Source organism: Peptoniphilus catoniae, assembly GCF_901447155.2.
Taxonomy (GTDB): domain Bacteria; phylum Bacillota; class Clostridia; order Tissierellales; family Peptoniphilaceae; genus Peptoniphilus_E; species Peptoniphilus_E catoniae.
Window position 1 is genome coordinate 337,196 of record NZ_LR588413.1, and the last position, 20,000, is coordinate 357,195.

Annotated in this window: 20 protein-coding genes; 4 read left to right on the forward strand and 16 right to left on the reverse strand. The window is 33.0% G+C overall.

The annotated features are described in order from the left end of the window. The 14 genes from PEPCATONIAE_RS01845 to hrcA all read right to left on the reverse strand — a co-directional run bounded on the left by PEPCATONIAE_RS01845 (window position 1) and on the right by hrcA (window position 12,626). Window positions 1-972 carry a PhoH family protein gene (locus PEPCATONIAE_RS01845; protein ID WP_138159282.1) on the reverse strand — a complete coding sequence of 324 codons (972 nt, stop codon included), beginning with the start codon at window positions 970-972 and terminating at the stop codon, window positions 1-3. An 82-nt stretch (window positions 973-1,054) separates the two neighbouring features. Next, window positions 1,055-1,612: a death domain-containing protein gene (locus tag PEPCATONIAE_RS01850; protein ID WP_138159283.1), complete on the reverse strand. Its 558-nt coding sequence runs from the start codon at window positions 1,610-1,612 to the stop codon at window positions 1,055-1,057. Between the two features lie 4 nt (window positions 1,613-1,616). Continuing rightward, on the reverse strand, window positions 1,617-2,609 hold the full coding sequence (gene floA, locus PEPCATONIAE_RS01855) for a flotillin-like protein FloA (protein WP_138159284.1): 993 nt from the start codon (window positions 2,607-2,609) through the stop codon (window positions 1,617-1,619). Further along, the gene (locus tag PEPCATONIAE_RS01860; RefSeq protein WP_138159285.1) at window positions 2,610-3,890 is read right to left on the reverse strand and encodes an NfeD family protein; all 1,281 of its coding nucleotides are present in this window, start codon (window positions 3,888-3,890) and stop codon (window positions 2,610-2,612) included. 28 nt (window positions 3,891-3,918) lie between these two features. Continuing rightward, window positions 3,919-4,374: a GatB/YqeY domain-containing protein gene (locus tag PEPCATONIAE_RS01865; protein WP_138159286.1), complete on the reverse strand. Its 456-nt coding sequence runs from the start codon at window positions 4,372-4,374 to the stop codon at window positions 3,919-3,921. A 12-nt stretch (window positions 4,375-4,386) separates the two neighbouring features. After that, complete coding sequence (gene rpsU, locus PEPCATONIAE_RS01870) at window positions 4,387-4,569, reverse strand: 30S ribosomal protein S21 (RefSeq protein ID WP_138159287.1); 183 nt, start codon at window positions 4,567-4,569, stop codon at window positions 4,387-4,389. 90 nt (window positions 4,570-4,659) lie between these two features. Beyond that, entirely contained in the window at window positions 4,660-4,998 is a 339-nt protein-coding gene (locus tag PEPCATONIAE_RS01875) for a histidine triad nucleotide-binding protein (RefSeq protein WP_138159288.1), read from the reverse strand. Window positions 4,999-5,010: 12 nt separating this feature from the next. Next, the gene (gene mtaB, locus PEPCATONIAE_RS01880; RefSeq protein ID WP_138159418.1) at window positions 5,011-6,312 is read right to left on the reverse strand and encodes a tRNA (N(6)-L-threonylcarbamoyladenosine(37)-C(2))-methylthiotransferase MtaB; all 1,302 of its coding nucleotides are present in this window, start codon (window positions 6,310-6,312) and stop codon (window positions 5,011-5,013) included. Then, complete coding sequence (locus tag PEPCATONIAE_RS01885; protein ID WP_138159289.1) at window positions 6,291-7,034, reverse strand: RsmE family RNA methyltransferase; 744 nt, start codon at window positions 7,032-7,034, stop codon at window positions 6,291-6,293. The genes mtaB and PEPCATONIAE_RS01885 overlap by 22 nt, the downstream gene beginning before the upstream one ends. 1 nt (window position 7,035) lies before the next feature. Further along, a complete protein-coding gene (gene prmA, locus PEPCATONIAE_RS01890) occupies window positions 7,036-7,944 on the reverse strand; it encodes a 50S ribosomal protein L11 methyltransferase (protein WP_138159290.1) in 909 nt (302 codons plus the stop codon). A 44-nt stretch (window positions 7,945-7,988) separates the two neighbouring features. Further along, window positions 7,989-9,107 carry a molecular chaperone DnaJ gene (gene dnaJ, locus PEPCATONIAE_RS01895; protein ID WP_138159291.1) on the reverse strand — a complete coding sequence of 373 codons (1,119 nt, stop codon included), beginning with the start codon at window positions 9,105-9,107 and terminating at the stop codon, window positions 7,989-7,991. 89 nt (window positions 9,108-9,196) lie between these two features. Continuing rightward, window positions 9,197-11,020, reverse strand: a complete 1,824-nt coding sequence (gene dnaK / locus PEPCATONIAE_RS01900; RefSeq protein ID WP_138159292.1) for a molecular chaperone DnaK — start codon at window positions 11,018-11,020, stop codon at window positions 9,197-9,199. 21 nt (window positions 11,021-11,041) lie between these two features. Beyond that, entirely contained in the window at window positions 11,042-11,587 is a 546-nt protein-coding gene (locus PEPCATONIAE_RS01905; RefSeq protein WP_138159293.1) for a nucleotide exchange factor GrpE, read from the reverse strand. A 4-nt stretch (window positions 11,588-11,591) separates the two neighbouring features. After that, window positions 11,592-12,626, reverse strand: a complete 1,035-nt coding sequence (gene hrcA, locus PEPCATONIAE_RS01910) for a heat-inducible transcriptional repressor HrcA (protein ID WP_138159294.1) — start codon at window positions 12,624-12,626, stop codon at window positions 11,592-11,594. A 222-nt stretch (window positions 12,627-12,848) separates the two neighbouring features. Between hrcA and lepB the strand changes: the two genes are divergently transcribed. The 4 genes from lepB to rpsT all read left to right on the forward strand — a co-directional run bounded on the left by lepB (window position 12,849) and on the right by rpsT (window position 16,680). Then, complete coding sequence (gene lepB, locus PEPCATONIAE_RS01915; RefSeq protein ID WP_138159295.1) at window positions 12,849-13,394, forward strand: signal peptidase I; 546 nt, start codon at window positions 12,849-12,851, stop codon at window positions 13,392-13,394. Then, window positions 13,387-15,198, forward strand: a complete 1,812-nt coding sequence (gene lepA / locus PEPCATONIAE_RS01920; protein ID WP_138159296.1) for a translation elongation factor 4 — start codon at window positions 13,387-13,389, stop codon at window positions 15,196-15,198. Before lepB ends, lepA begins: the two co-directional genes overlap by 8 nt. Beyond that, complete coding sequence (gene hemW / locus PEPCATONIAE_RS01925; protein WP_138159297.1) at window positions 15,185-16,357, forward strand: radical SAM family heme chaperone HemW; 1,173 nt, start codon at window positions 15,185-15,187, stop codon at window positions 16,355-16,357. Before lepA ends, hemW begins: the two co-directional genes overlap by 14 nt. A gap of 65 nt (window positions 16,358-16,422) precedes the next feature. Beyond that, on the forward strand, window positions 16,423-16,680 hold the full coding sequence (gene rpsT, locus PEPCATONIAE_RS01930; protein WP_138159298.1) for a 30S ribosomal protein S20: 258 nt from the start codon (window positions 16,423-16,425) through the stop codon (window positions 16,678-16,680). Window positions 16,681-16,748: 68 nt separating this feature from the next. Here the strand turns inward: rpsT and holA are convergent, their stop codons facing one another. Continuing rightward, entirely contained in the window at window positions 16,749-17,750 is a 1,002-nt protein-coding gene (gene holA / locus PEPCATONIAE_RS01935) for a DNA polymerase III subunit delta (protein WP_180339336.1), read from the reverse strand. Continuing rightward, a complete protein-coding gene (locus PEPCATONIAE_RS01940; RefSeq protein ID WP_180339337.1) occupies window positions 17,716-19,998 on the reverse strand; it encodes a DNA internalization-related competence protein ComEC/Rec2 in 2,283 nt (760 codons plus the stop codon). Before PEPCATONIAE_RS01940 ends, holA begins: the two co-directional genes overlap by 35 nt. Window positions 19,999-20,000: the final 2 nt, after the last annotated feature.

Here is a 20,000-nt window from a genome sequence, read left to right on the forward strand (position 1 = left end):
TTATTTCTTTCTGTTTTTCTCATATAAATCATAGGCTGATATTATTCTTTGCACCAAGGGATGACGTACTATGTCGTGATTACCTAAATAAACCATACCTATACCTTTTACATTCTTCAAAATATGAAGCACCGTCCTAAGTCCTGAAGATTTTGACTTTGGAAGGTCGGTTTGAGTAATATCTCCGGTAATAATAGCCTTTGATCCGTAACCTAATCTGGTCAAAAACATTTTCATTTGTTCATTGGTTGTGTTTTGAGCCTCATCGAGAATTACAAAGGATGAATCCAATGTTCTTCCTCTCATATAGGCTAAGGGGGCCACCTCTATTTGGTTCTTTTCAACATATTTATTGTAATTTTCATGTCCCAACATCTCAAAAAGAGCATCATATAAAGGTCTTAGATAGGGATCCACCTTCATTTGTAAATCCCCCGGCAAAAAGCCCAAGCTTTCTCCGGCTTCAACGGCAGGTCTTGTTAAAACTATTCTGTTTACTTCCTTGTTTTTAAATGCTCTAACTGCCATAGCCATAGCAAGGTAGGTTTTACCCGTTCCTGCCGGTCCTATTCCGAAAACAACATCATTGTCCTTTATAGTATCTATATATTTCTTTTGTCCCAGTGTCTTTGCTCTAATGGGCTTGCCCATAGAAGTATATAGGATAATTTCCTTTAAAAGCTCAACAAGAGAGTCTGTTTTTCCATTTTTTATTAAAGATGCTGAATACTCTACATCTTTTATACTTAAATTGTTTTGTACCTTTAGAAGCTTTATAAGATTATCAAATAAAAGATCCGCCCTTATTACATTTTCCTCTTCAGACCCTATTACAATTAACTTGCCATTACTTATTCTGCTTCTTATATTAAATTCTTTTTCAATATAATTTATATTCTCATCAAGTTTTCCTGAAAGAATACCATACATATTTGAGTCAAGAAATGATATATCAATTGTTCTTTCGTACATTATTACCTCCAATTATCCCTAATATGATACCATATAATGACCTATTTTTCCACTCCACTAAAAAAGGAAGCTTGCAAGCTTCCTACCTTAGTGACACGGGTTTGTCCAATATTTCTTTCATAATTATTCCTTTAACTAAATCGTCATAATCAAAATATTTTTCATCAAATGTGTTGTCTTCATTTAAGTTGTTTAAATTGTTTGGATTATCTGAAAAATTCTTGTTTTTTTCTTCTTTAGTAAAGTAAGGATTGGGATCTTTTTCTATTTGCTTTTCTTCAGATGAAGAGTTTGAAGAAATATTATTTCCCTTGGATGTATTTTTTTGTTCCTTTATTCTTTTTTCTTCCAATAAATCATCTATATCCTTCTTGGTGAAATATTGCTTTTGACCCTTGGTTATTCTTTCATCAGAATTAATTAAATCTTTAAATTCTTTAAATTTTTCCTTATCTATAGGAGAAAGAGATTCAAAAAGAGTATTGAAAAATCCCGGGTTTTTTTTAGAACTAATAGACCTTTCAGCTTTATTTTCATTAAAGGCTTCATGGTTCATATTCTTCTTATTGGGTTTTTTATTATTTCTTTCAAGAAATTTTTTAAAGCTATAAATTAGCAATATAATTAATAAATTTCTCATTTAATCACTGCTCTTTATTTTTCTTGTTTTTATTTGTAGCCTTTGATATAGAATCTCTCATATCAGTATCTGAATTTATATTTTTAAGCTTGTAGTAGTCCATAACTCCAAGGTTTCCATTTTTTAAAGCTTCTGCCATAGCAAGAGGTACTTCTGATTCAGCCTCTACAACCTTAGCTCTCATAGCCTCTACTTCAGCCTTCATTTCTTGTTCTCTTGCAAGTGCCATAGCTCGTCTTTCAGATGCCTTAGCTTCAGCTATTCTCTTATCAGCCTCAGCTTGGTCAGTTTGAAGTCTTGCACCTATATTTCTTGCAACATCCACATCTGCTATATCTATTGATAAAATTTCAAAGGCCGTTCCTGAGTCAAGGCCCTTTTCAAGTACAACCCTTGATATTGAATCCGGATTTTCCAAAACAGCCTTATAGGTAGTTGAGGAACCTACTGTTGTTACTATACCTTCACCAACTCTGGCTATAATAGTTTCTTCTCCCGCTCCACCTACAAGTCTGTCTATATTAGCTCTAACAGTTACCTTTGCCTTTACTACAACTTCTATTCCATCTTGAGCTACTGCAGATATATTGGGGGTTTCTATTACCTTTGGGTTAACTGAAACCTGAACCGCCTCAAGAACGTTACGTCCTGCAAGGTCTATTGCCGCACCTCTTTCAAACTGCAAAGGTATATTGGCCCTTTCAGCTGCAATTAAAGCATCTACCAAGGTATTTACATTACCTCCTGCAAGATAATGACCTTCCAAACTTTCAATGTCTAAATTTAATCCTGCCTTAGTTGCCTTAATCATTGGGTTGACAATTCTGCCCGGTCTTACTCTTCTTAGCCTCATACCTATAAGGGTAGAAACTTTAACCTTTACTCCTGAAAAAAATGCAGTTATCCATAATCCCACAGGTACAAAGGTAAAAAACAATATAATAAGTAATACTATTATTACTATAAAACTACTTCCAAAAATAGTGCTGGCCGACATTTAATTTACCCTCCTTACATAAACTTCGCCTGAATCAATTCGGCAAACTTCAACATTAACTCCACTTTCTATATAGCCTTCATAAGCTATAGCTTCGTATTTCTTACCATTAAACTCTATATATCCTACAGGTCTTAAAATAGACCTGGTTACAGCAAAATCTCCTATTTTAAGGTCGGGGTTTTCCTTGCCTATATATCCTCTTTCAGAGGTATGAGATTTTTCAAGTCTTAAGCGATTAAATAATCTTGACTTCATGCCTGATTTTACCAAAGCCATCCCAAATATAAAAGCTATAACAAAGGCTATTGACAAGGACCTTACAGCTACATCTATTGATCCAAGAGCCATTACGAGCCCACAGACAACAGCAATAATTCCGGATATGCCTGCAAGACCGAAGCCCGGTATAAACATTTCTATAATTAAAAGCAAAAGACCGAGCAAAAATATCATTACTGAATACCAATTTGAGTTCCCGGAAAATATACTACCTAAAAAGAAGAAAAAGAATGACAGTATTGATATTACTCCTCCAAGACCAAAGCCCGGAGTAAATATTTCAAATATAAATCCAGTTAAGCCCAATACCAGTAAAAGCGTAGATACACCTGATGAGGAAATAATATTTATAAATTTATAACTGGAGTCCATTTCAAGATTTATAATCTCATCATCATTTAGATTAAGATCTTCTGCTATATCTTTATAAGACCTTACAGTTCCATCTGAAATTTTATACTTTAAAGATTCCTCTGATGTTAAGTTAACCAGCTTACCCTTTGAAGAAAGGTTTGGAATTTTTATATCACTGTCCGCCATAGCTTCTATTATCTCACTGTTTCTATTTCTATATTGGGCAGTATCCCTTAGTATAGACCTCCAAAATGAAATGTTTTTCTCAGTTTTTGGAATAGTCTCTGCAGATCCTATTGTAGCTGTTGGAGCCATATAAACCTTCTCACAGGCAATTGTAATTAAAACTCCTGCTGATTCCGCCTTTGTATTTACAAAAGCCGCAGTTTTTACCTTAGAGTCAACTATGTAATTTTTAATTTTTTCAGCTGCTAAAACAGATCCTCCATAGGTGTCAATTTCAAAGATAATAAGGTCGGCCTTGTTTTCCTCAGCTTTAGCTATACTCTTTTTAATAAATCCGCTACTTGCATTTGTTATCTCGCTATTAACAGGAATAACGTATACCTTTCCTTCTTCGGCAAATACAAGGGGTGAAATTATTAAAAATAACAAGATGGTAAGAACAAAAATTTTTCTTTTCATAGAATTCTCCCGAAAAATAAAACCCAGGTTATTCCCCAGGTTTACTTAATAATGTTTGAGCGATTTTACTTACCATTTTACCGTCAGCTTTTCCCTTTATTTTAGGCATTACATTTTTCATAAGAATACCCATTTGTTTAGGTGAATCAATATTGTTTTCTTTAATTACGTCTTTTATAATCTCAGTCAACTCACCTTCAGAAAGCTGCTTAGGCAAATAGTTAAGCAGTATATCAATCTCAGAATTGGTTTGTTCTATTAAATCTTGACGATTTCCTTTTTCAAATTCTTCTATTGAAGATTTTTTTTCCTTTAGCTGTTTAGAAAGAATATTTAATATATCCTCATCGCTAAGCTCAACTCTATCGTCAATTTCCTTTTGCTTAATGGCTGCACGTACCATGGTGATAGTGTCTTTTTTCAACTTGTCTTTGTTTTTCATGGCAGTTTTTAAATCTTCCATAAGCTGTTCTTTTAAAGACATATTGCACCTCTTTTAATATCTGGCATTTCTCTTTCTACGTGCTTCTTCGGATTTCTTTTTTCTTCTAACACTTGGTTTTTCATAATGTTCTCTTTTTCTTGCTTCTTTAAGTATTCCACTGGTAGCGCATTGTCTCTTAAATCTTTTAAGAGCATTATCAAGAGATTCATTTTCTCCAACTCTAACTTCTGACATGATTTCCCTCCTCTCACTGAAAAGAGTAGTCCTTAAGACTATTTCCAAATAATTATATCTTATAATAGGCTTGATTTCAATATTTTTTTATCAACCCGGTGGCCATGCCATACTTCTGCCGCCAAGGAGGTGGTAGTGTAAGTGATTTACGCTTTGTCCTCCATCTTCCTTGCAATTGTTTACAAGTCTATAGCCTTTTGTTAAACCAAATTTTGCTGCTAATTCCTTTGCCTTTAGACTTATATGGAAAATAAGATCCTTATGGGACTCGTTTATATCGTCTAATGATTCTATGTGCTCCTTTGGTACTATAAGTATATGTACCGGTGCTTGTGGATCTATATCTTTAAATGCATAGATTAAATCATCTTCATAAACTTTATCTGATGGTATTTCTCCTGCAATTATTTTACAAAATAAGCAATCCATAATCTTACCTCCTTACACTAATTTTGCCCTTAAAATATCCTTGTCGAATTCCTTAAGCTCAACATCAACAATTTTATTTTTCAGTGGTTCATCAGAATTTACTAAACACCTGATGTAATTTGTAGTATATCCTAAAAACTTTCCCTTTTCAATTTCTTCTTCAACTAAAAGGGATTTTTTTAAATTAGCATTTTTCTCAGCAAATTCCTTCATAAGTCTTTCATTTAATTCAGACATTACATCAGATCTTTCTATTTTTATATTTCCGTCTACTTGATTAGGCATAGATGCCGCAACTGTTCCCTGTCTCTTTGAATATTTGAAAATATGAATTCTTGAAAATCCAACTTTTTCTACAAAATCATAGCTTTCTTTAAAGTCTTGATCAGATTCTCCTGGAAAGCCTGTTATTATATCTGTCGTAAGTCCTGCAAGAGGCATGTAGCTTCTTATAAGTTCAGTCTTTTCAAAAAATTCTTCTTTTGTATATTTTCTATTCATGTTTTTTAGGGTTCTATTTGATCCGCTTTGGAGGGACAAATGAAAATGATCACAGACCTTTCCGGTATTAAGGGCTCTTTTCATAAAGTCCTCTGTTATTATTCCCTGCTCTATTGATGAAAGTCTTATTCTCCTTATATTTTCTATCTCGGCAATTTTTTCTATAAGATCTATTAATCTTGTATTACCTAAATCGTATCCATATGAACCGACATGAATTCCCGTTAAAATTATTTCCTTATATCCTGCCTCTGATAAAGCTTTTGCTTCAGCTACAGAGTCTTCCAGCGTCCTTGATCTTATAGGTCCTCTGGCATAGGGGATTATACAGTAGCTGCAAAACCTGTTGCATCCGTCTTGCACCTTCATGTAAGCTCTTGTCATTCCCGGGGTGCTTTTAGTGCTTATATCCTGAAAACAGTGATCTCCTTTTAATGATCTTACTGTATTAAGTTGCTTCTTTTCTTTTTCAAAGGTCTCACAAAGATCTACTATTTCATTTCTTTCACTGGTTCCTATTATTATATCCACTCCTTCTATTTTAGCTACATTTTCCGGAGCGACTTGTGAATAGCAACCCATTACTGCAACTATTGCATCTGGATTATTTCTTTTTACTCTTCTTATAACCTGTCTTGATTTTCTGTCTGAAAGATTTGTTACAGTGCAGGTGTTTATTATATATATATCAGCATTTTCTTCATTGTCTTCTACATTTATATATCCCTTTTTGCTGAAAAGTTCTGAAACTGCTTCTGATTCATATTGATTTACTTTACAACCTAAGGTCATTATTGAATATGTTTTTGAAATGACTGATCCCTCCTTTCTAAGCTTTGTATTATATAAAAACTGGCACATATAGCTGCGGTTTGTGCTCTTAAAATCCTTCTACCTAAAGATATTACATCTGCTCCCATAATTTTTAAAGCTTCGGCTTCATCTTTTGTAAATCCACCCTCTGGACCTACTACTAAAAGTATTTTATTATATTTTTTGCCCTCGTCGAATCTTAAATCTTTTTCTTCTTCATAAGCCATAATAATTTTTCTATTTTGTCTTTTAGAAATTTCTTCTAAATCTTTAATTTTAACAGGTGAATTAAGTTTTGGAATTATTTCTCTTTTTGATTGCTTGGCAGCTGACTCAATAATTTTTTCCCATCTGGCTATTTTTAAATCTTCTTTTTTCTCTATCTTAGATACAACTCTATCTGTATACAAGGGATAAAATTCGCTGACTCCAACTTCCGTGCAATATTTTAATATTTCTTCAGTATTGTTGTTTTTTAAAATTCCAAAGGCAAGAGCCAAGTCTATTGGGCTTTCATTCTCCCTTTTTAACTCTTTAAGCTTTTCCAAAACCACAGTCTTACCTTCAAGGTGGTGAAATCTTGCAGAAAAATTCCCGTTTTCAGCAACTATCTCCACAAGCTCGTTTTCCTTTATTCTAAGGACCTTTAAATAGTGATGAGAGTCTTCTTCACTAAGCATAAGGACTTTATCAAAGGCTTCATCTACAAAAAATCTAAACATTTTATTTCCTACCTATAATCCTTACCCACTCATTTTTTTCTTTGATTTCTACAAGCTCAAGTCCTTCTCTCTCCAAGGCTGATTTTATAAGGCCTATCTTATCATGAATTATTCCGGATAGGATAAATCTTCCTCCCTTATTTAAGTGAGAGTTAAGCTTTGGGATCATCTCAGCTATTATCTCTGCAATTATATTGGATATAATTACGTCCGCTTTTCCTTCTACCTTATCTAGGAGATTACCTTTATAAATAGTTATTCTATCATCAACCTTGTTAAGCTTTGCATTGTTTTTACTTGCCTTTATGCAATTTTCATCTATATCTACACAAAGGGCGGACTCAGCTCCAAGCTTTATAGCAGCTATGGCAAGTATACCGCTTCCACAACCTATGTCAAATACCTTGTCTTGAGGTTCTATATATTTTTCTAAAGCTTCTAAGCATAAATAGGTGGTTTCATGACTACCTGTTCCAAAAGCCATTCCGGGGTCTATCTCTACTATTACTCTATTATCTTTATTTTCATAGACTTCCCAGCAAGGTTTAATGGCAATCTTTTTTCCTATTTCAAGAGTGTGATAATATTTCTTCCAATTATTGGACCAGTCTACATCATCTTCCTCTCTTATTAAAAGATCTGTAAATCCTTTTTCTTTTAAAACCCTTTCAAGCTCCAGATATTTGTCCTTTTCTTCAGGGGAGAAATAAACTTTTATTATAAGCTCATTAGGGTCAAGTTTAAAAACATCCTTATCTATAAAGTCCCAGCTTTTTTCATCTTGGTTAAGCTCTTGTAAAATGTGTTCCCCGTACTCTTCAAATACATAAATATCCATTGAGTATAAAATATTTAATATATTTTCTCTGTTTTCTATTTTTGACTTTATCGAAAAATCAATGTACTTCATAATTTCTCCTTTATAAAAAAATAGACAAGATCATAAGATATTGTCTATTCAAAAAAATCTTTGACTCTGCTGAAGAAACCCTTCTCTTCATTTTCAGCACTATCGCTTTTATTTCTAAGCTCCTCCAAAAGTTTTTCCTGCTCTTCATTTATCTTTTTAGGTACTATTATATCAACTGTAAAGTATAAATCTCCCTTACCTGATCCTCTTACCTTTTTTATACCCTCATCCTTGAGTCTGAAGGTTGTGCCACCTTGAGTTCCCTTTGGTATTTCAAAGTCCTTTAACTTAGTAAGAGTGGGAACCTTTATTGTGCCTCCTAAAACTGCATCCATATAAGTTATTGGCATATTTATATGAAGGTCATAGCCGTTTCTTTTAAATACGGAATCATCGGCTACTCTTATATAGATATAAAGATCTCCGTTGGGTCCTCCGTTTTCCCCTGCATTGCCTTCTCCGGACATGGATATTACAGTTCCATTATCTACACCTGCAGGTATTTTGGTCTTGATTTTTTTAGTTACTGTTTCCTTACCCTGACCGTTACATTTTTTACAAGGGTGCTCTATTATAACTCCGCTTCCGCCGCATTTATCACAGGTGGCAACTCTTATAAATCTCCCAAATCCTGATGACGTTTCTATTTGAACTTGTCCACTTCCACCACACTTATCACAGGTGTGTTTTTCTGTTCCCGGTTCTTTACCATCTCCATGACACTCAGAACAGGTTTCCCTTCTTCTTACATTTATTTCTTTTTCTGTTCCAAAAACAGCTTCCCTAAAGTCTAGTGAAATGTCATACCTTATATCGCTACCCTGTCTGGGCATATCCTTTGCCCTTGATCTTGACGAATCTCTATAGCTTGCTCCTCCGAACATATCGAAAATATCTCCGAATATGTCTGAAAATCCTCCAAAACCTGAGTCCTGATAATTTCCGCCTACCCCTTCTTCTCCGTATAAGTCGTAGTTTCTTCTCTTGCCTTCATCTGAAAGAACTTCATAGGCCACATTTATCTCTTTAAATTTCATCTCAGACTCTTTATCTCCCTGATTAAGGTCAGGGTGATATTTCTTTGCCAATCTTTTGTAGGATTTTTTTATATCTTTTAAGCTTGCACTTCTTTCGACTTCAAGGATTTCATAAAAATCCCTCAAAATTTCACCTCATTTTAGTTTTATATTGTACCTTGTTTATGTAAAAAAATAAAGCTAAATCTATAGAAGATTTAGCTCTATTTTAAATATTATTCTTCGTCTTCATCTACAACTTCGTAGTCGGCATCTACTACATCTTCTTCAGGTTTCTTGTTTGCTTCTTGTCCTGCTTGTTCTTGTGTGTGTTTATATAATTCTTCTGAAACTGCATAAAATGCCTTGGTTAATTCTTCTGTCTTGGCCTTAATTTCATCTACGTTATCAGAATCCTTAACTGCCTTTAGATCTTCAATAGCTTTTTGTATTTTTTCCTTGTCTTCAGCTTTTATCTTGTCTTTTACTTCTTCAAGAGTAGATTCTGATTGATAAATCATTGAATCTGCATTGTTTCTGCTTTCAATAAGATCTTTTTTCTTAGAGTCCTCTTGTGCATACATTTCAGCTTCCTTTACCTTCTTTTCGATTTCATCGTCAGAAAGGTTAGTTGAAGATGTTATAGTGATTTTTTGTTCCTTACCTGTTCCAAGATCCTTTGCTGAAACATTTACTATACCGTTGGCATCAATGTCAAAGGTAACTTCTATTTGAGGTATTCCTCTTCTGGCAGGAGCTATACCTTCAAGTTGGAATCTTCCTAAAGTTACGTTGTCTGAAGCCATTTGTCTTTCACCTTGAAGTACGTGAATATCTACAGATGTTTGATTATCTGTTGCTGTTGTAAATATTTGTGATTTCTTAGTAGGTATTGTAGTGTTTCTTTCAATCAATCTTGTAGTAACTCCACCCATAGTTTCAATACCTAGGGACAAAGGTGTAACATCAAGAAGTAATAAGTCTTTAACATCGCCTGAAAGAACTCCACCTTGAATTGCAGCTCCAAGAGCAACACATTCGTCAGGATTTATATCCTTTTGTGCTTCTTTGCCTATTAACTTCTTTATGCAATTTTGTACTGCAGGGATTCTTGTTGAACCTCCTACTAAAAGTACCTTATCTATATCTGATGCTGAAAGTCCCGCATCTTTTAAAGCATCCTTCACAGGTCCTTCTGTCATTTTTACAAGATCAGCTGTCAATTCGTCAAATTTAGCTCTTGTAAGGTCCATATTAAGGTGTAAAGGTCCTTGAGCTGTAGCTGTAATAAAAGGTAAGTTGATATTTGTTGACATTGTTGAAGAAAGTTCCTTCTTAGCTTTTTCTGCTGCTTCCTTAAGTCTTTGAAGACTCATTTTGTCAGCCTTTAAATCAACTCCATTTTCCTTCTTAAATTCAGCTGCAATATAATCAATTAGCTTATTGTCAAAGTCATCTCCACCAAGTCTGTTGTTACCTCTTGTAGAATGTACTTCAAATACTCCATCTGACATTTCAAGAATTGATACGTCAAAGGTACCTCCTCCAAGGTCATATACCATAATGGTTTGAGCGTCTTTGTCTTTGTCTTCGCCATAAGCAAGTGCTGCTGCTGTAGGCTCGTTTACTATTCTTTTTACATCAAGACCTGCAATCTTTCCTGCGTCCTTTGTAGCTTGTCTTTGTGCATCTGTAAAATAAGCAGGTACTGTAATTACAGCTTCAGTAATTTTTTCTCCCAAGTAGCTTTCAGCGTCTGATTTTAACTTTTGAAGTATCATAGCTGAAATTTCTTGAGGAGTGTAAGTTTTTCCGTCAATTTTTATAGTGTGGTCTGAGCCCATTTCCCTTTTAATTGATTGAACGGTTCTATCAGGGTTTGTTATAGCTTGTCTTTTTGCCGTTTCTCCTACTAATCTTTCTCCATCCTTTGTAAATGCAACAACTGATGGTGTCGTTCTATTACCTTCTATATTGGGGATTATTATTGAGTCCCCACCTTCCATAACTGCTACTGCAGAGTTTGTAGTTCCTAAATCAATTCCTATTATTTTTCCCATTTATAAATCCTCCTTAAGAGATTATTTAGATACCTTAACCATTGCCGGTCTAAGTACTTTTTTACCAATCATATATCCTTTTTGTAAAACTTCTAATACTATTCCCTCTTTTACACCATCTTTTTCCTCCACCATAACGGCGTGATGTAAATTGGGATCAAAGTCCTTGTTTTCAGCTTCCATTTCAACTACATCAAACTTTCCTAAAAGATCAATTATTTGCTTATAGATAAGTTCAATTCCATTTTTATAATTTTCATCCTGAGTTTGTGATTCAAGTGCTCTTTCAAAATTATCAACTACTAAAAGAATATTATTTAAAACCTTTATGGAACCAAGTTCTATATAATCACTTCTTTCCTGTTCAGTTCTTCTTTTAAAGTTTATAAAATCCGCCTGTAGTCTAACGAAGTTATCCTTAAGGTCTTCAAAGTCCTTGTCTGTTTTATCTTGAGGATTTTCATCACAAGACTCATTTAAATCATTATCCACAAGCTCTTCTTTTATTTCTTCAGAATCCAAATTATCATCTATAATTTCTTCATTTATCTTATTCGTATCAGTCATTTAATCACCTCACAATACTGTTAATTGTCTTTGTTAAATTATAACTAACTGCCCAAACGGCCCTTACGTGCTTTTTATAATTCATTCTTATCGGTCCTATAACTCCTAAAACTCCTCTGGCCTTATTTTTAAACCCAAAGCTTGACTTTATTATGGAGTTATTCCTAAGCAGACTATTTGAATTTTCATTTCCAATTATTACACTAAATCCCGTATCGTCTTTTGGGTCGCTAATTATACTGAGTAAGGAATCCTCATTTTGAATAAAGCTCATAAATTCTTGAGCTCTTTTTACATCAAAATACTCCTTGTAGTTTAGTATGTTGGTAAGCCCATCATAATAGAAATCAGAAGCGGTTATTTTATCATTAAATTTTGATATTTCAGCCACTATATCTAAAATAAACTTACTGTACCTTACTAAGTCTCCCTTTAAGACTATTTTTATTTTTGAAATTTTTTCAAAATCAACACCTACAAGATATTCATTAAGCTGGTCGGATATCTTAGAAAGAACAAAGTCATCAATGGGTTCTTCAAGGTCTATTCTTTGATGATCAACAACTCCCTTGTCCCCTACTATTATTAAAAGAACTGTATTTTCGTCAATATTAACCAGTTGTATAAGCTTGATTTTAGTGTCGGATTTTTCCAATGATACAAGATAGGATGTAGAGTTTGTCATATCAGCCAATACCTTTACGGCATTTTTATAAATATCACTCATTCCCCTTACATCATCAAGAAGTTTATCTTCTATATGGGAAAAATCTTCATTGTCATATTCAAATATAGAGTCGTTCCTTATTAACTCATCTACAAAAAATCTATAAGCTTTATCGGAAGGCACTCTGCCTGCCGAAGTGTGAGGCTTATTCAGATAACCTAAATCCTCCAAGTCAGCCATTTCATTTCTGATTGTTGCAGAACTGACTCCCAAATTAAAATCTTTGGATAGGGTTCTTGAGCCTACAGGACTTGAAGAATCAATATAGGAATTTATTATCGCATTTAAAATTTCTATCTTTCTCTTATCCATAATATCACCTTATTGTTAGCACTCTTTTATGCTGAGTGCTAAAGCTTATGTTTACATAATACACGCTTGGTCAAAGATTGTCAATACTTTTATTGAAAGTATTTTTGATTTTATTAAAATCCCTTTAAGTTTTAATTATTTTCAAACTGTGTTAAAATGTAATAGCTTGTTTTAGATATTTAAGACTATATTTTATAAATTTATTAGGAGTAATTATAGATTATGGAAGAAGAAAAGAAAGAAAGTTTTTTCAGCTACATTATTATGTTTGTCCTTGCAATAGCCTTGGCTTTACTTATAAGGACCTTTGTTTTTTCATCTAATGCTGTAAGCGGAGTATCTATGAATCCCAGCTTCAAAGACGGAGATAGACTTATCTCTTTAGTCTTTCCCCTTTACTACAGGGATCCTGATTATGGTGATGTCGTTATAATTGACTCCCCTATTGAAGAAAATAAGGAGTATATTAAGAGAATTTTAGGAAAACCCGGTGACTCAATTAAAATACATGATGGTAATGTTTATCGTAACGATGAAAAACTCACTGAAAATTATATTGAGGATGGTCTTGAAACGGGAATTTATAATTTAGACAGTTGGACTCTGGATAAGGATGAGTATTTTGTCATGGGAGACAACAGACTTCCAGGCAAATCCGCAGACTCAAGAGCCTTCGGTCCCATTACAAGAAAAAGTATAAGAGGTATAGTAAGGTTTCGTTACTGGCCCCTTTCTCAATTTGGAATTATAGGAGGTACTGATGACTAATAGACAAAATTATATTAGAAACTTTTCAATAATTGCACATATTGATCACGGCAAATCAACTCTTGCCGACAGACTTATAGAAGACACCGGTACCCTTACTAAAAGAGAAATGGACGAACAGGTTTTAGACTCAATGGACCTTGAAAGGGAAAGAGGTATCACCATTAAGTTAAAAGCTGTCCGTTTAGTCTATAAGGCTAAAGATGGTCATGAATATATATTTAACCTTATAGATACTCCCGGACATGTCGACTTTAATTATGAGGTTTCAAGATCCCTTGCAGCCTGTGAAGGCGCCCTTGTAGTTGTGGACTCCTCTCAAGGCGTTGAAGCTCAAACCCTTGCCAATGTTTACCTTGCAATTGATCAAGATTTGGAGCTTATTCCCATACTTAACAAAATAGATCTTCCCAGTGCCAGACCTGATGAAGTAAAAAAAGAAATTGAAGATATTATAGGACTTGACTGTGAAGATGCTCCTTTAGTATCAGCAAAAAACGGAATCGGTATAGACAAGGTGCTAGAAAAAATAATAAGTGACATTCCCGCCCCCTCAGGCGACGAAAATGCCCCCTTTAAGGCATTAATATTCGACTCCTATTATGACAGCTATAAAGGCGTAATATGTTATGTAAGAGTGGGAGATGGGTCTATAAAGCAAGGTGATATGATTCAAATGTACTCAACTAAAAAAACTTTTGAAGTTGTTGAAGTTGGAGTAACAACATCAGGTCATATGCCTCTTGATAAATTAAGTGCCGGTGATGTGGGTTACATAGCCGCAAGTATTAAAAATGTAAAGGAAGCCACTGTTGGTGATACTATAATTTCCGCCGGCAACAAGGATGTTAAACCTTACCCTGGATATAAAAAAGTTCTGCCTATGGTTTATTGCGGAATTTACCCGGGAGAAGGAGAAGAGTACACGGCAGTTAGAGATGCTCTTGAAAAGCTTCAGGTTAATGATGCCGCCCTTGATTTTGAGGCGGAAACATCTGTTGCCCTTGGCTTTGGTTTTAGATGCGGATTTTTAGGCTTACTTCACATGGAAATTATTCAGGAAAGACTTGAAAGGGAATTTGATCTTAATTTAGTTACAACTGCTCCATCAGTTATATACAGAATCACAAAGGTTGACGGAAGCGTCCTTAAAATTCAAAACCCTTCAAATTTACCTGATCCAAGTGAAATAGCCTTAATGGAAGAGCCTATAGTAAGGGCTGAAATTATGACTCCTACAAGCTATGTAGGTTCTGTAATGGAACTTTGCCAAAACAGAAGAGGCACCTACATTGATATGCAATACCTGGAAGAAACAAGAGCCCTTATAAGATATGATCTTCCCCTTAATGAGGTTATATATGACTTCTTTGATGCTCTTAAATCGAAGACGAGAGGTTATGCTTCCTACGACTATGAATTTAAAGGTTATCAGGAATCAGATCTTGTTAAGCTTGACATACTTATTAACTCAAATTTGGTAGATGCCTTTTCTATTATAGTTCATGAATCCACAGCCTACTCAAAGGGAAGAAAAATTTGTGAAAAGCTAAAAGACGTAATTCCAAGACATCAATTTGCAGTTCCCATTCAGGCTGCAATAGGCAACAAAATAATAGCAAGAGAAACTATAAGAGCCCTTAGAAAGGACGTACTTGCCAAGTGTTACGGAGGAGACATTTCAAGAAAGAGAAAGCTTCTTGAAAAACAAAAGGAAGGAAAAAAACGTATGAGAATGGTTGGAGATGTGGAAGTGCCACAAGAAGCCTTTCTTACAGTGCTTAAGTTTGATGAAGAAAATTAATTTTTTAAAAGAAATAAAATCTTCTAAGGATTTGTCCTTGTACTTTCACATACCCTTTTGCCAAAGCAGATGTTACTATTGCGACTTTTGTTCATCTGTTTTAAATGAGGACCTTGCCGATAAATACTTTCATGCCCTTTATAAGGAAATAGATCTATATGGAAGTTTTATTAAGGACAAGGAAATAGAAAGTATATTTATAGGTGGAGGAACCCCCTCCTGTGTAAAAAAAGAATATATAGAAGAAATTTTAAAAAGAGTCAAGGTCTACAATGATTTAAAAAATACCGGAGAAATAACTATTGAAATAAATCCCAACTCCTTAACTAAAGATAAGCTTCTTAGCTACAAGGCTGCCGGAGTTAACAGATTTTCTCTAGGTGCACAATCCTTTAATGATAGGCTTTTATCCCTTATAGGGAGAATTCATAAAAAGGATGATATTTTAAAAGCTGTTGACCTCTTTGAAAGGTGCAAGATAAAAAATTTCAGTTTAGATCTTATGTCCGCCCTTCCCTATCAAAAGCTTTCAGATGTAAAAGAATGTATAGATTATATTAAAGATATTAAACCTAAGCATATATCCTACTATTCTCTTATACTGGAAAAGGGAACCCCTCTTTATAATAATAGGGATAAATATCTATTCCCTGATGAAACAGAGGATAGAAATATGTATCACTATATTGTAAATGAGCTTGAGCATTTAGGTCTTAAGCAATATGAAATATCAAATTTTGCCCTGCCTGGATATGAATCAAGACACAATCTTAGATATTGGAAGCTTAAAAACTATTTGGGACTTGGACTTAGTGCCTATTCAAATATAGAAAACTTCAGATTTAACAACAGCTATTCCTTTAAAACCTATATAGAAAATTTAAATAACCAAGAATCCGCCGTTGATGAAGTGGAAGCTTTATCAAAAGAAGACAGAATTAACGAATATATTATTATGACCCTTAGAATTAATGACGGTCTTAATATAAAAGATTTTAACAAAGCTTTTAACCTGGACTTTGAATCAGAATATAAAAAAGAAATCGAAAAAAATATAAATGCAAAACTTATAGAATCTTCAAAAGAAGGCATAAGACTTACAAAAAAAGGTCTTGATCTTAGCAATCAGGTAGAGCTTGACTTTTTCAGAATAAGATAAATCTTGCAAAGCTCTATTTATCGTGGTAGAATACAAAGAGCTTAAAAATTGTGGAGGTGAATTACATGGCAAATATTAAATCAGCTATTAAAAGAATTGATGTTGCAAAAAGAAACGCTGAACGTAATAAATCAGTTAAAACTGAAGTAAAAACAGCTATCAAAAAATTTGAACAAGCTTTAGAATTAGAAAACATTTCAGAAGCAAGAGAACTATTAAAAACTGTTGATAAAAAACTTAAAAAAGCAGCTCATAAAAATGTTATTCATAAAAATACAGCTTCAAGAAAGTTGTCAAGACTTGCTAAAAAACTTAACAAATAAGCTGAAAATGTAACATCTTTGCATTTATATATAAAACAAAACCTGAGAGAGACTCAGGTTTATTTTATTTATCCTGTAATTTGAACTATAAGCATTTCTATTAAAACCTTGTGAGATAAGGAAGTAGTTTTTAAAGAATTGTCCGTCCTTAAAAGCTCACTATGTATTTTATAAAGCTCATTAAGCTTAAAATTTTTGGAAAAATTTGCAATTTTATTAAATTCAAAGCTACTAATAGATAGCTTTTTTAAAATTTCAGAGCTTTTATAACCAAGCTCATTTAAATTTTTATAAAGCATCATAAGGCGAATTTGTCTTATAATCATATATAAAATTCTTTGAGATGGTTCATTTAATTTTCTAAGGAAAGCATACTCCCTTATTGCCCTCGATGTATCTTTTGAGGATAAGGCATCTAAAAAGTTAAATATATTTGAATCAGTATTTTCGCTTATAGATTTGTCTATATCCTCTCTTGTTATAATTTTGCCTTTAGCCAGAGAAAAAATCTTATCCATTTCATTTTTTAAATCATAAAGATTCAAGTCAAGATTTCTGGACTTATAACCAGACTTCTCCACCAGATAAATAAGATCGGTATTTGCTATTTCCCGATTCTTTAAAATAAAATATTCTCTAACAAATCTATTTACATCTTGCCCCTTTAACTTCTCAAACTCAACAGTTAAATTATTTTTCTTAAAGTACTTGTAAAACTTTCTTTTTTTGTCAATTTTATCATCATCATCTAAAAAAATAAGTATCACATAATCCGCCAAGTTATCTAAAAAATTAAAAAGTTTATCTCCTACTTCAAGACTGAAATTAAAAGAATTTTTAACTATAATAAGCTTTTTATTATCAAAAACAGGCAGAGTCTCGCAGGCGCCTATAAGCCCCTCTAAATTAAGCTCCTCCCCATTTAGATAGATTAAATTAAAGCTTCTAAAGTCCGATTTTGTATACTTTTTTATTAAATATTCCAAGGTATTGTTTAATAAAAGTTTTTCATAGCCGAAGAAAAAAAAAGCTCCCTTAATTTCTCTTCTGTAAATTTCCCTGTACTGCAAAATATTCACCATACTTAATTATAAATATTAAAAGAATAATCCAAGCTATAAGAAATGTTAAATCTAAAGGTTCTTTATCTAAATAACCCTTAAATGTAATCCTGTCTCCTGTGATTTTAAGTTTTATTCCCCCGTTAAAATTAGTGGATTTCCAAATTATTCCCTGGGCATTAAGCCTATCTATCAGCTCATTTCCGGGGTGGTTATAAATATTATCAAGGCCTGCACTTATAGTGGCAAACTTTGGATTAACTCTTTCTAAAAATTCCTGTGACCCTGATGTATTCGACCCGTGATGAGGGACCTTTAAAAGGTCGGCATTTACATTTATAAACTTCTCCCTATCTTCACTTATGTCTCCTGTAAAAAGTGATTTAAAGCCCTTATAGTCCGTTAAAAACACCATAGATTTATCATTGGACTTAAACTTTTCCAAAGACGCCGATATAACTTTAATATTAAGATCTTTTAACTTAAACCTATCTCCGGTTTTTAAAAGATAAACCTTGTCCGCCTTTTTCTTTAACAAGTCAACATATTCATTGTCCTCATAATAGGGCAAATATACATTTTTTATCTTTACATAGTCTATTATATCAAAAAGTCCGTCAGAATGATCCAAATCAAAGTGGCTGATAAATAAATTATCTATTTTCTTTATTCCCTTACTTCTTAAAGCTTTAAGGGTATAAATCTCTCCACTTCTATAGTCCCTATTAAAGGACCCTGCCAAGTCCACCATTGTATAACTATTGCCATCTCTTATTAAAGTCGACTCACCTTGTGCAACATATAAAAAATCCATTTCATAGCTTCTGCAATAATTATAATAATAAATAGAAAAGCTTAAAATAAAGACTCCTACCATTGACACAAAAACAGCCTTATTAAATTTATAATATCCTTTAAATTTTTCCCTTACTAAATATAAAGCTATTGCTGAATAATAAACTACAAGAGATGCCGGGCTTAGAGTAAAGAGGTTTAAATTTATAAAGTTTAATTTATTAATAAAGCTTAAAATAAAATTTGACAAGTCCAAAGCTAAGTTAACAGACGGTGCAAGGATAAAAGAGGCAAAGTTAAAAATCACCATTAAATAAGACAAAACTATTGCAAAGGTATAAAAGGGTAAAACTATTAAATTGGAAATAAATCCTAAAATAGAAAATTCATTAAAATAATAAAGACAAGCGGGCAAAATCATTAAACTTACAGAAGAAGTTAAGGCTAAAGAAGAAGAGAATTTCCTCCTCTTAAATAAAATATTAAACCTCCTATAAAATAAAATTATTCCCAAAACACTTAAATAACTAAGAAGAAAGGAGAGAGAATAAAAGGCATAAGGATTTATTAAAAGTGTAAGTGTCCCACTTAAAGCAAGCGCATCGATAGATCTGTACTTCTTTTTAAAAATAAAAGATAAAAACAAAAAGAGATACATTAAATATGCCCTTAATGCACCAAGGGGCATAAAGACCAAATATATGTAGCTAAAGGCTATAAAAAGAGAAAAGAGTCTTCTTTTAATCTTTGAAAATTTTAAAAGCTCCAGAAGCTTTTCACTTATTAGAAGAATTAATCCTATATGTAGTCCTGACATTGCAAGTATATGAGAAAGCCCCGCCTGTCTGAAATCTAACTTCCTCCCATCATCTATATAGTCGGAATCGGCTAAGAGTACAGCTAAAATTATTTTTTTATTATCTTCACTTAAGGGCCTTAAGGAAGCTTTTACATAGTCTCTGAAGCCTGACTTTAAATTATTCAAATAAGACTTTCCCAAAAAATCAACTTTGTTTACATAGATAATATAATTTATCCCCTTGGACTTTAAATATCCCCTGTAATTAAAATCAAAGTCATTCATTTTGCCTAAAGGTTTTTTAGATTTACCTTCTATTTTTACCTTGTCACCCAAATTTAAAGGCTCTTCTGAATAAATTAAATACCTGTTAAAAAATTTATCTCTTAAAACATACCTTCTATTATTTTTTAAACTGTCTTCTACTATCGTTCCTATTATAGTTACATTTTCATCAAGAATAATGGAGTTTTTAAAGTTTAGAGAAATAACATTTATTAAAAATACAAGTGCCAGTACTATTAAAAATCTGTTTTTTCTACTAAAGTCTTTATATAAAAAACCTAAAAGTCCGATAAAAGCAAGTGCTAATAAAGAGCTTATATTAAATTTATCGGCACAAATTATTCCAAGTAAAGAAAAAACAAAGACTAATATAAACATGG

Excerpts from the sequence above, each read along its gene's own strand:
- PEPCATONIAE_RS01940 (WP_180339337.1), bottom strand. The coding sequence starts at position 19,998 with ATGTTTATATTAGTCTTTGTTTTTTCTTTACTTGGAATAATTTGTGCC.
- rpsU (WP_138159287.1), bottom strand. The coding sequence starts at position 4,569 with ATGTCAGAAGTTAGAGTTGGAGAAAATGAATCTCTTGATAATGCTCTT.
- hemW (WP_138159297.1), top strand. The coding sequence starts at position 15,185 with ATGAAGAAAATTAATTTTTTAAAAGAAATAAAATCTTCTAAGGATTTG.
- PEPCATONIAE_RS01860 (WP_138159285.1), bottom strand. The coding sequence starts at position 3,890 with ATGAAAAGAAAAATTTTTGTTCTTACCATCTTGTTATTTTTAATAATT.
- PEPCATONIAE_RS01885 (WP_138159289.1), bottom strand. The coding sequence starts at position 7,034 with ATGTTTAGATTTTTTGTAGATGAAGCCTTTGATAAAGTCCTTATGCTT.
- floA (WP_138159284.1), bottom strand. The coding sequence starts at position 2,609 with ATGTCGGCCAGCACTATTTTTGGAAGTAGTTTTATAGTAATAATAGTA.
- prmA (WP_138159290.1), bottom strand. The coding sequence starts at position 7,944 with ATGAAGTACATTGATTTTTCGATAAAGTCAAAAATAGAAAACAGAGAA.
- lepB (WP_138159295.1), top strand. The coding sequence starts at position 12,849 with ATGGAAGAAGAAAAGAAAGAAAGTTTTTTCAGCTACATTATTATGTTT.
- PEPCATONIAE_RS01845 (WP_138159282.1), bottom strand. The coding sequence starts at position 972 with ATGTACGAAAGAACAATTGATATATCATTTCTTGACTCAAATATGTAT.
- rpsT (WP_138159298.1), top strand. The coding sequence starts at position 16,423 with ATGGCAAATATTAAATCAGCTATTAAAAGAATTGATGTTGCAAAAAGA.
- PEPCATONIAE_RS01905 (WP_138159293.1), bottom strand. The coding sequence starts at position 11,587 with ATGACTGATACGAATAAGATAAATGAAGAAATTATAGATGATAATTTG.
- lepA (WP_138159296.1), top strand. The coding sequence starts at position 13,387 with ATGACTAATAGACAAAATTATATTAGAAACTTTTCAATAATTGCACAT.
- hrcA (WP_138159294.1), bottom strand. The coding sequence starts at position 12,626 with ATGGATAAGAGAAAGATAGAAATTTTAAATGCGATAATAAATTCCTAT.
- PEPCATONIAE_RS01865 (WP_138159286.1), bottom strand. The coding sequence starts at position 4,374 with ATGTCTTTAAAAGAACAGCTTATGGAAGATTTAAAAACTGCCATGAAA.
- PEPCATONIAE_RS01875 (WP_138159288.1), bottom strand. The coding sequence starts at position 4,998 with ATGGATTGCTTATTTTGTAAAATAATTGCAGGAGAAATACCATCAGAT.
- PEPCATONIAE_RS01850 (WP_138159283.1), bottom strand. The coding sequence starts at position 1,612 with ATGAGAAATTTATTAATTATATTGCTAATTTATAGCTTTAAAAAATTT.
- dnaK (WP_138159292.1), bottom strand. The coding sequence starts at position 11,020 with ATGGGAAAAATAATAGGAATTGATTTAGGAACTACAAACTCTGCAGTA.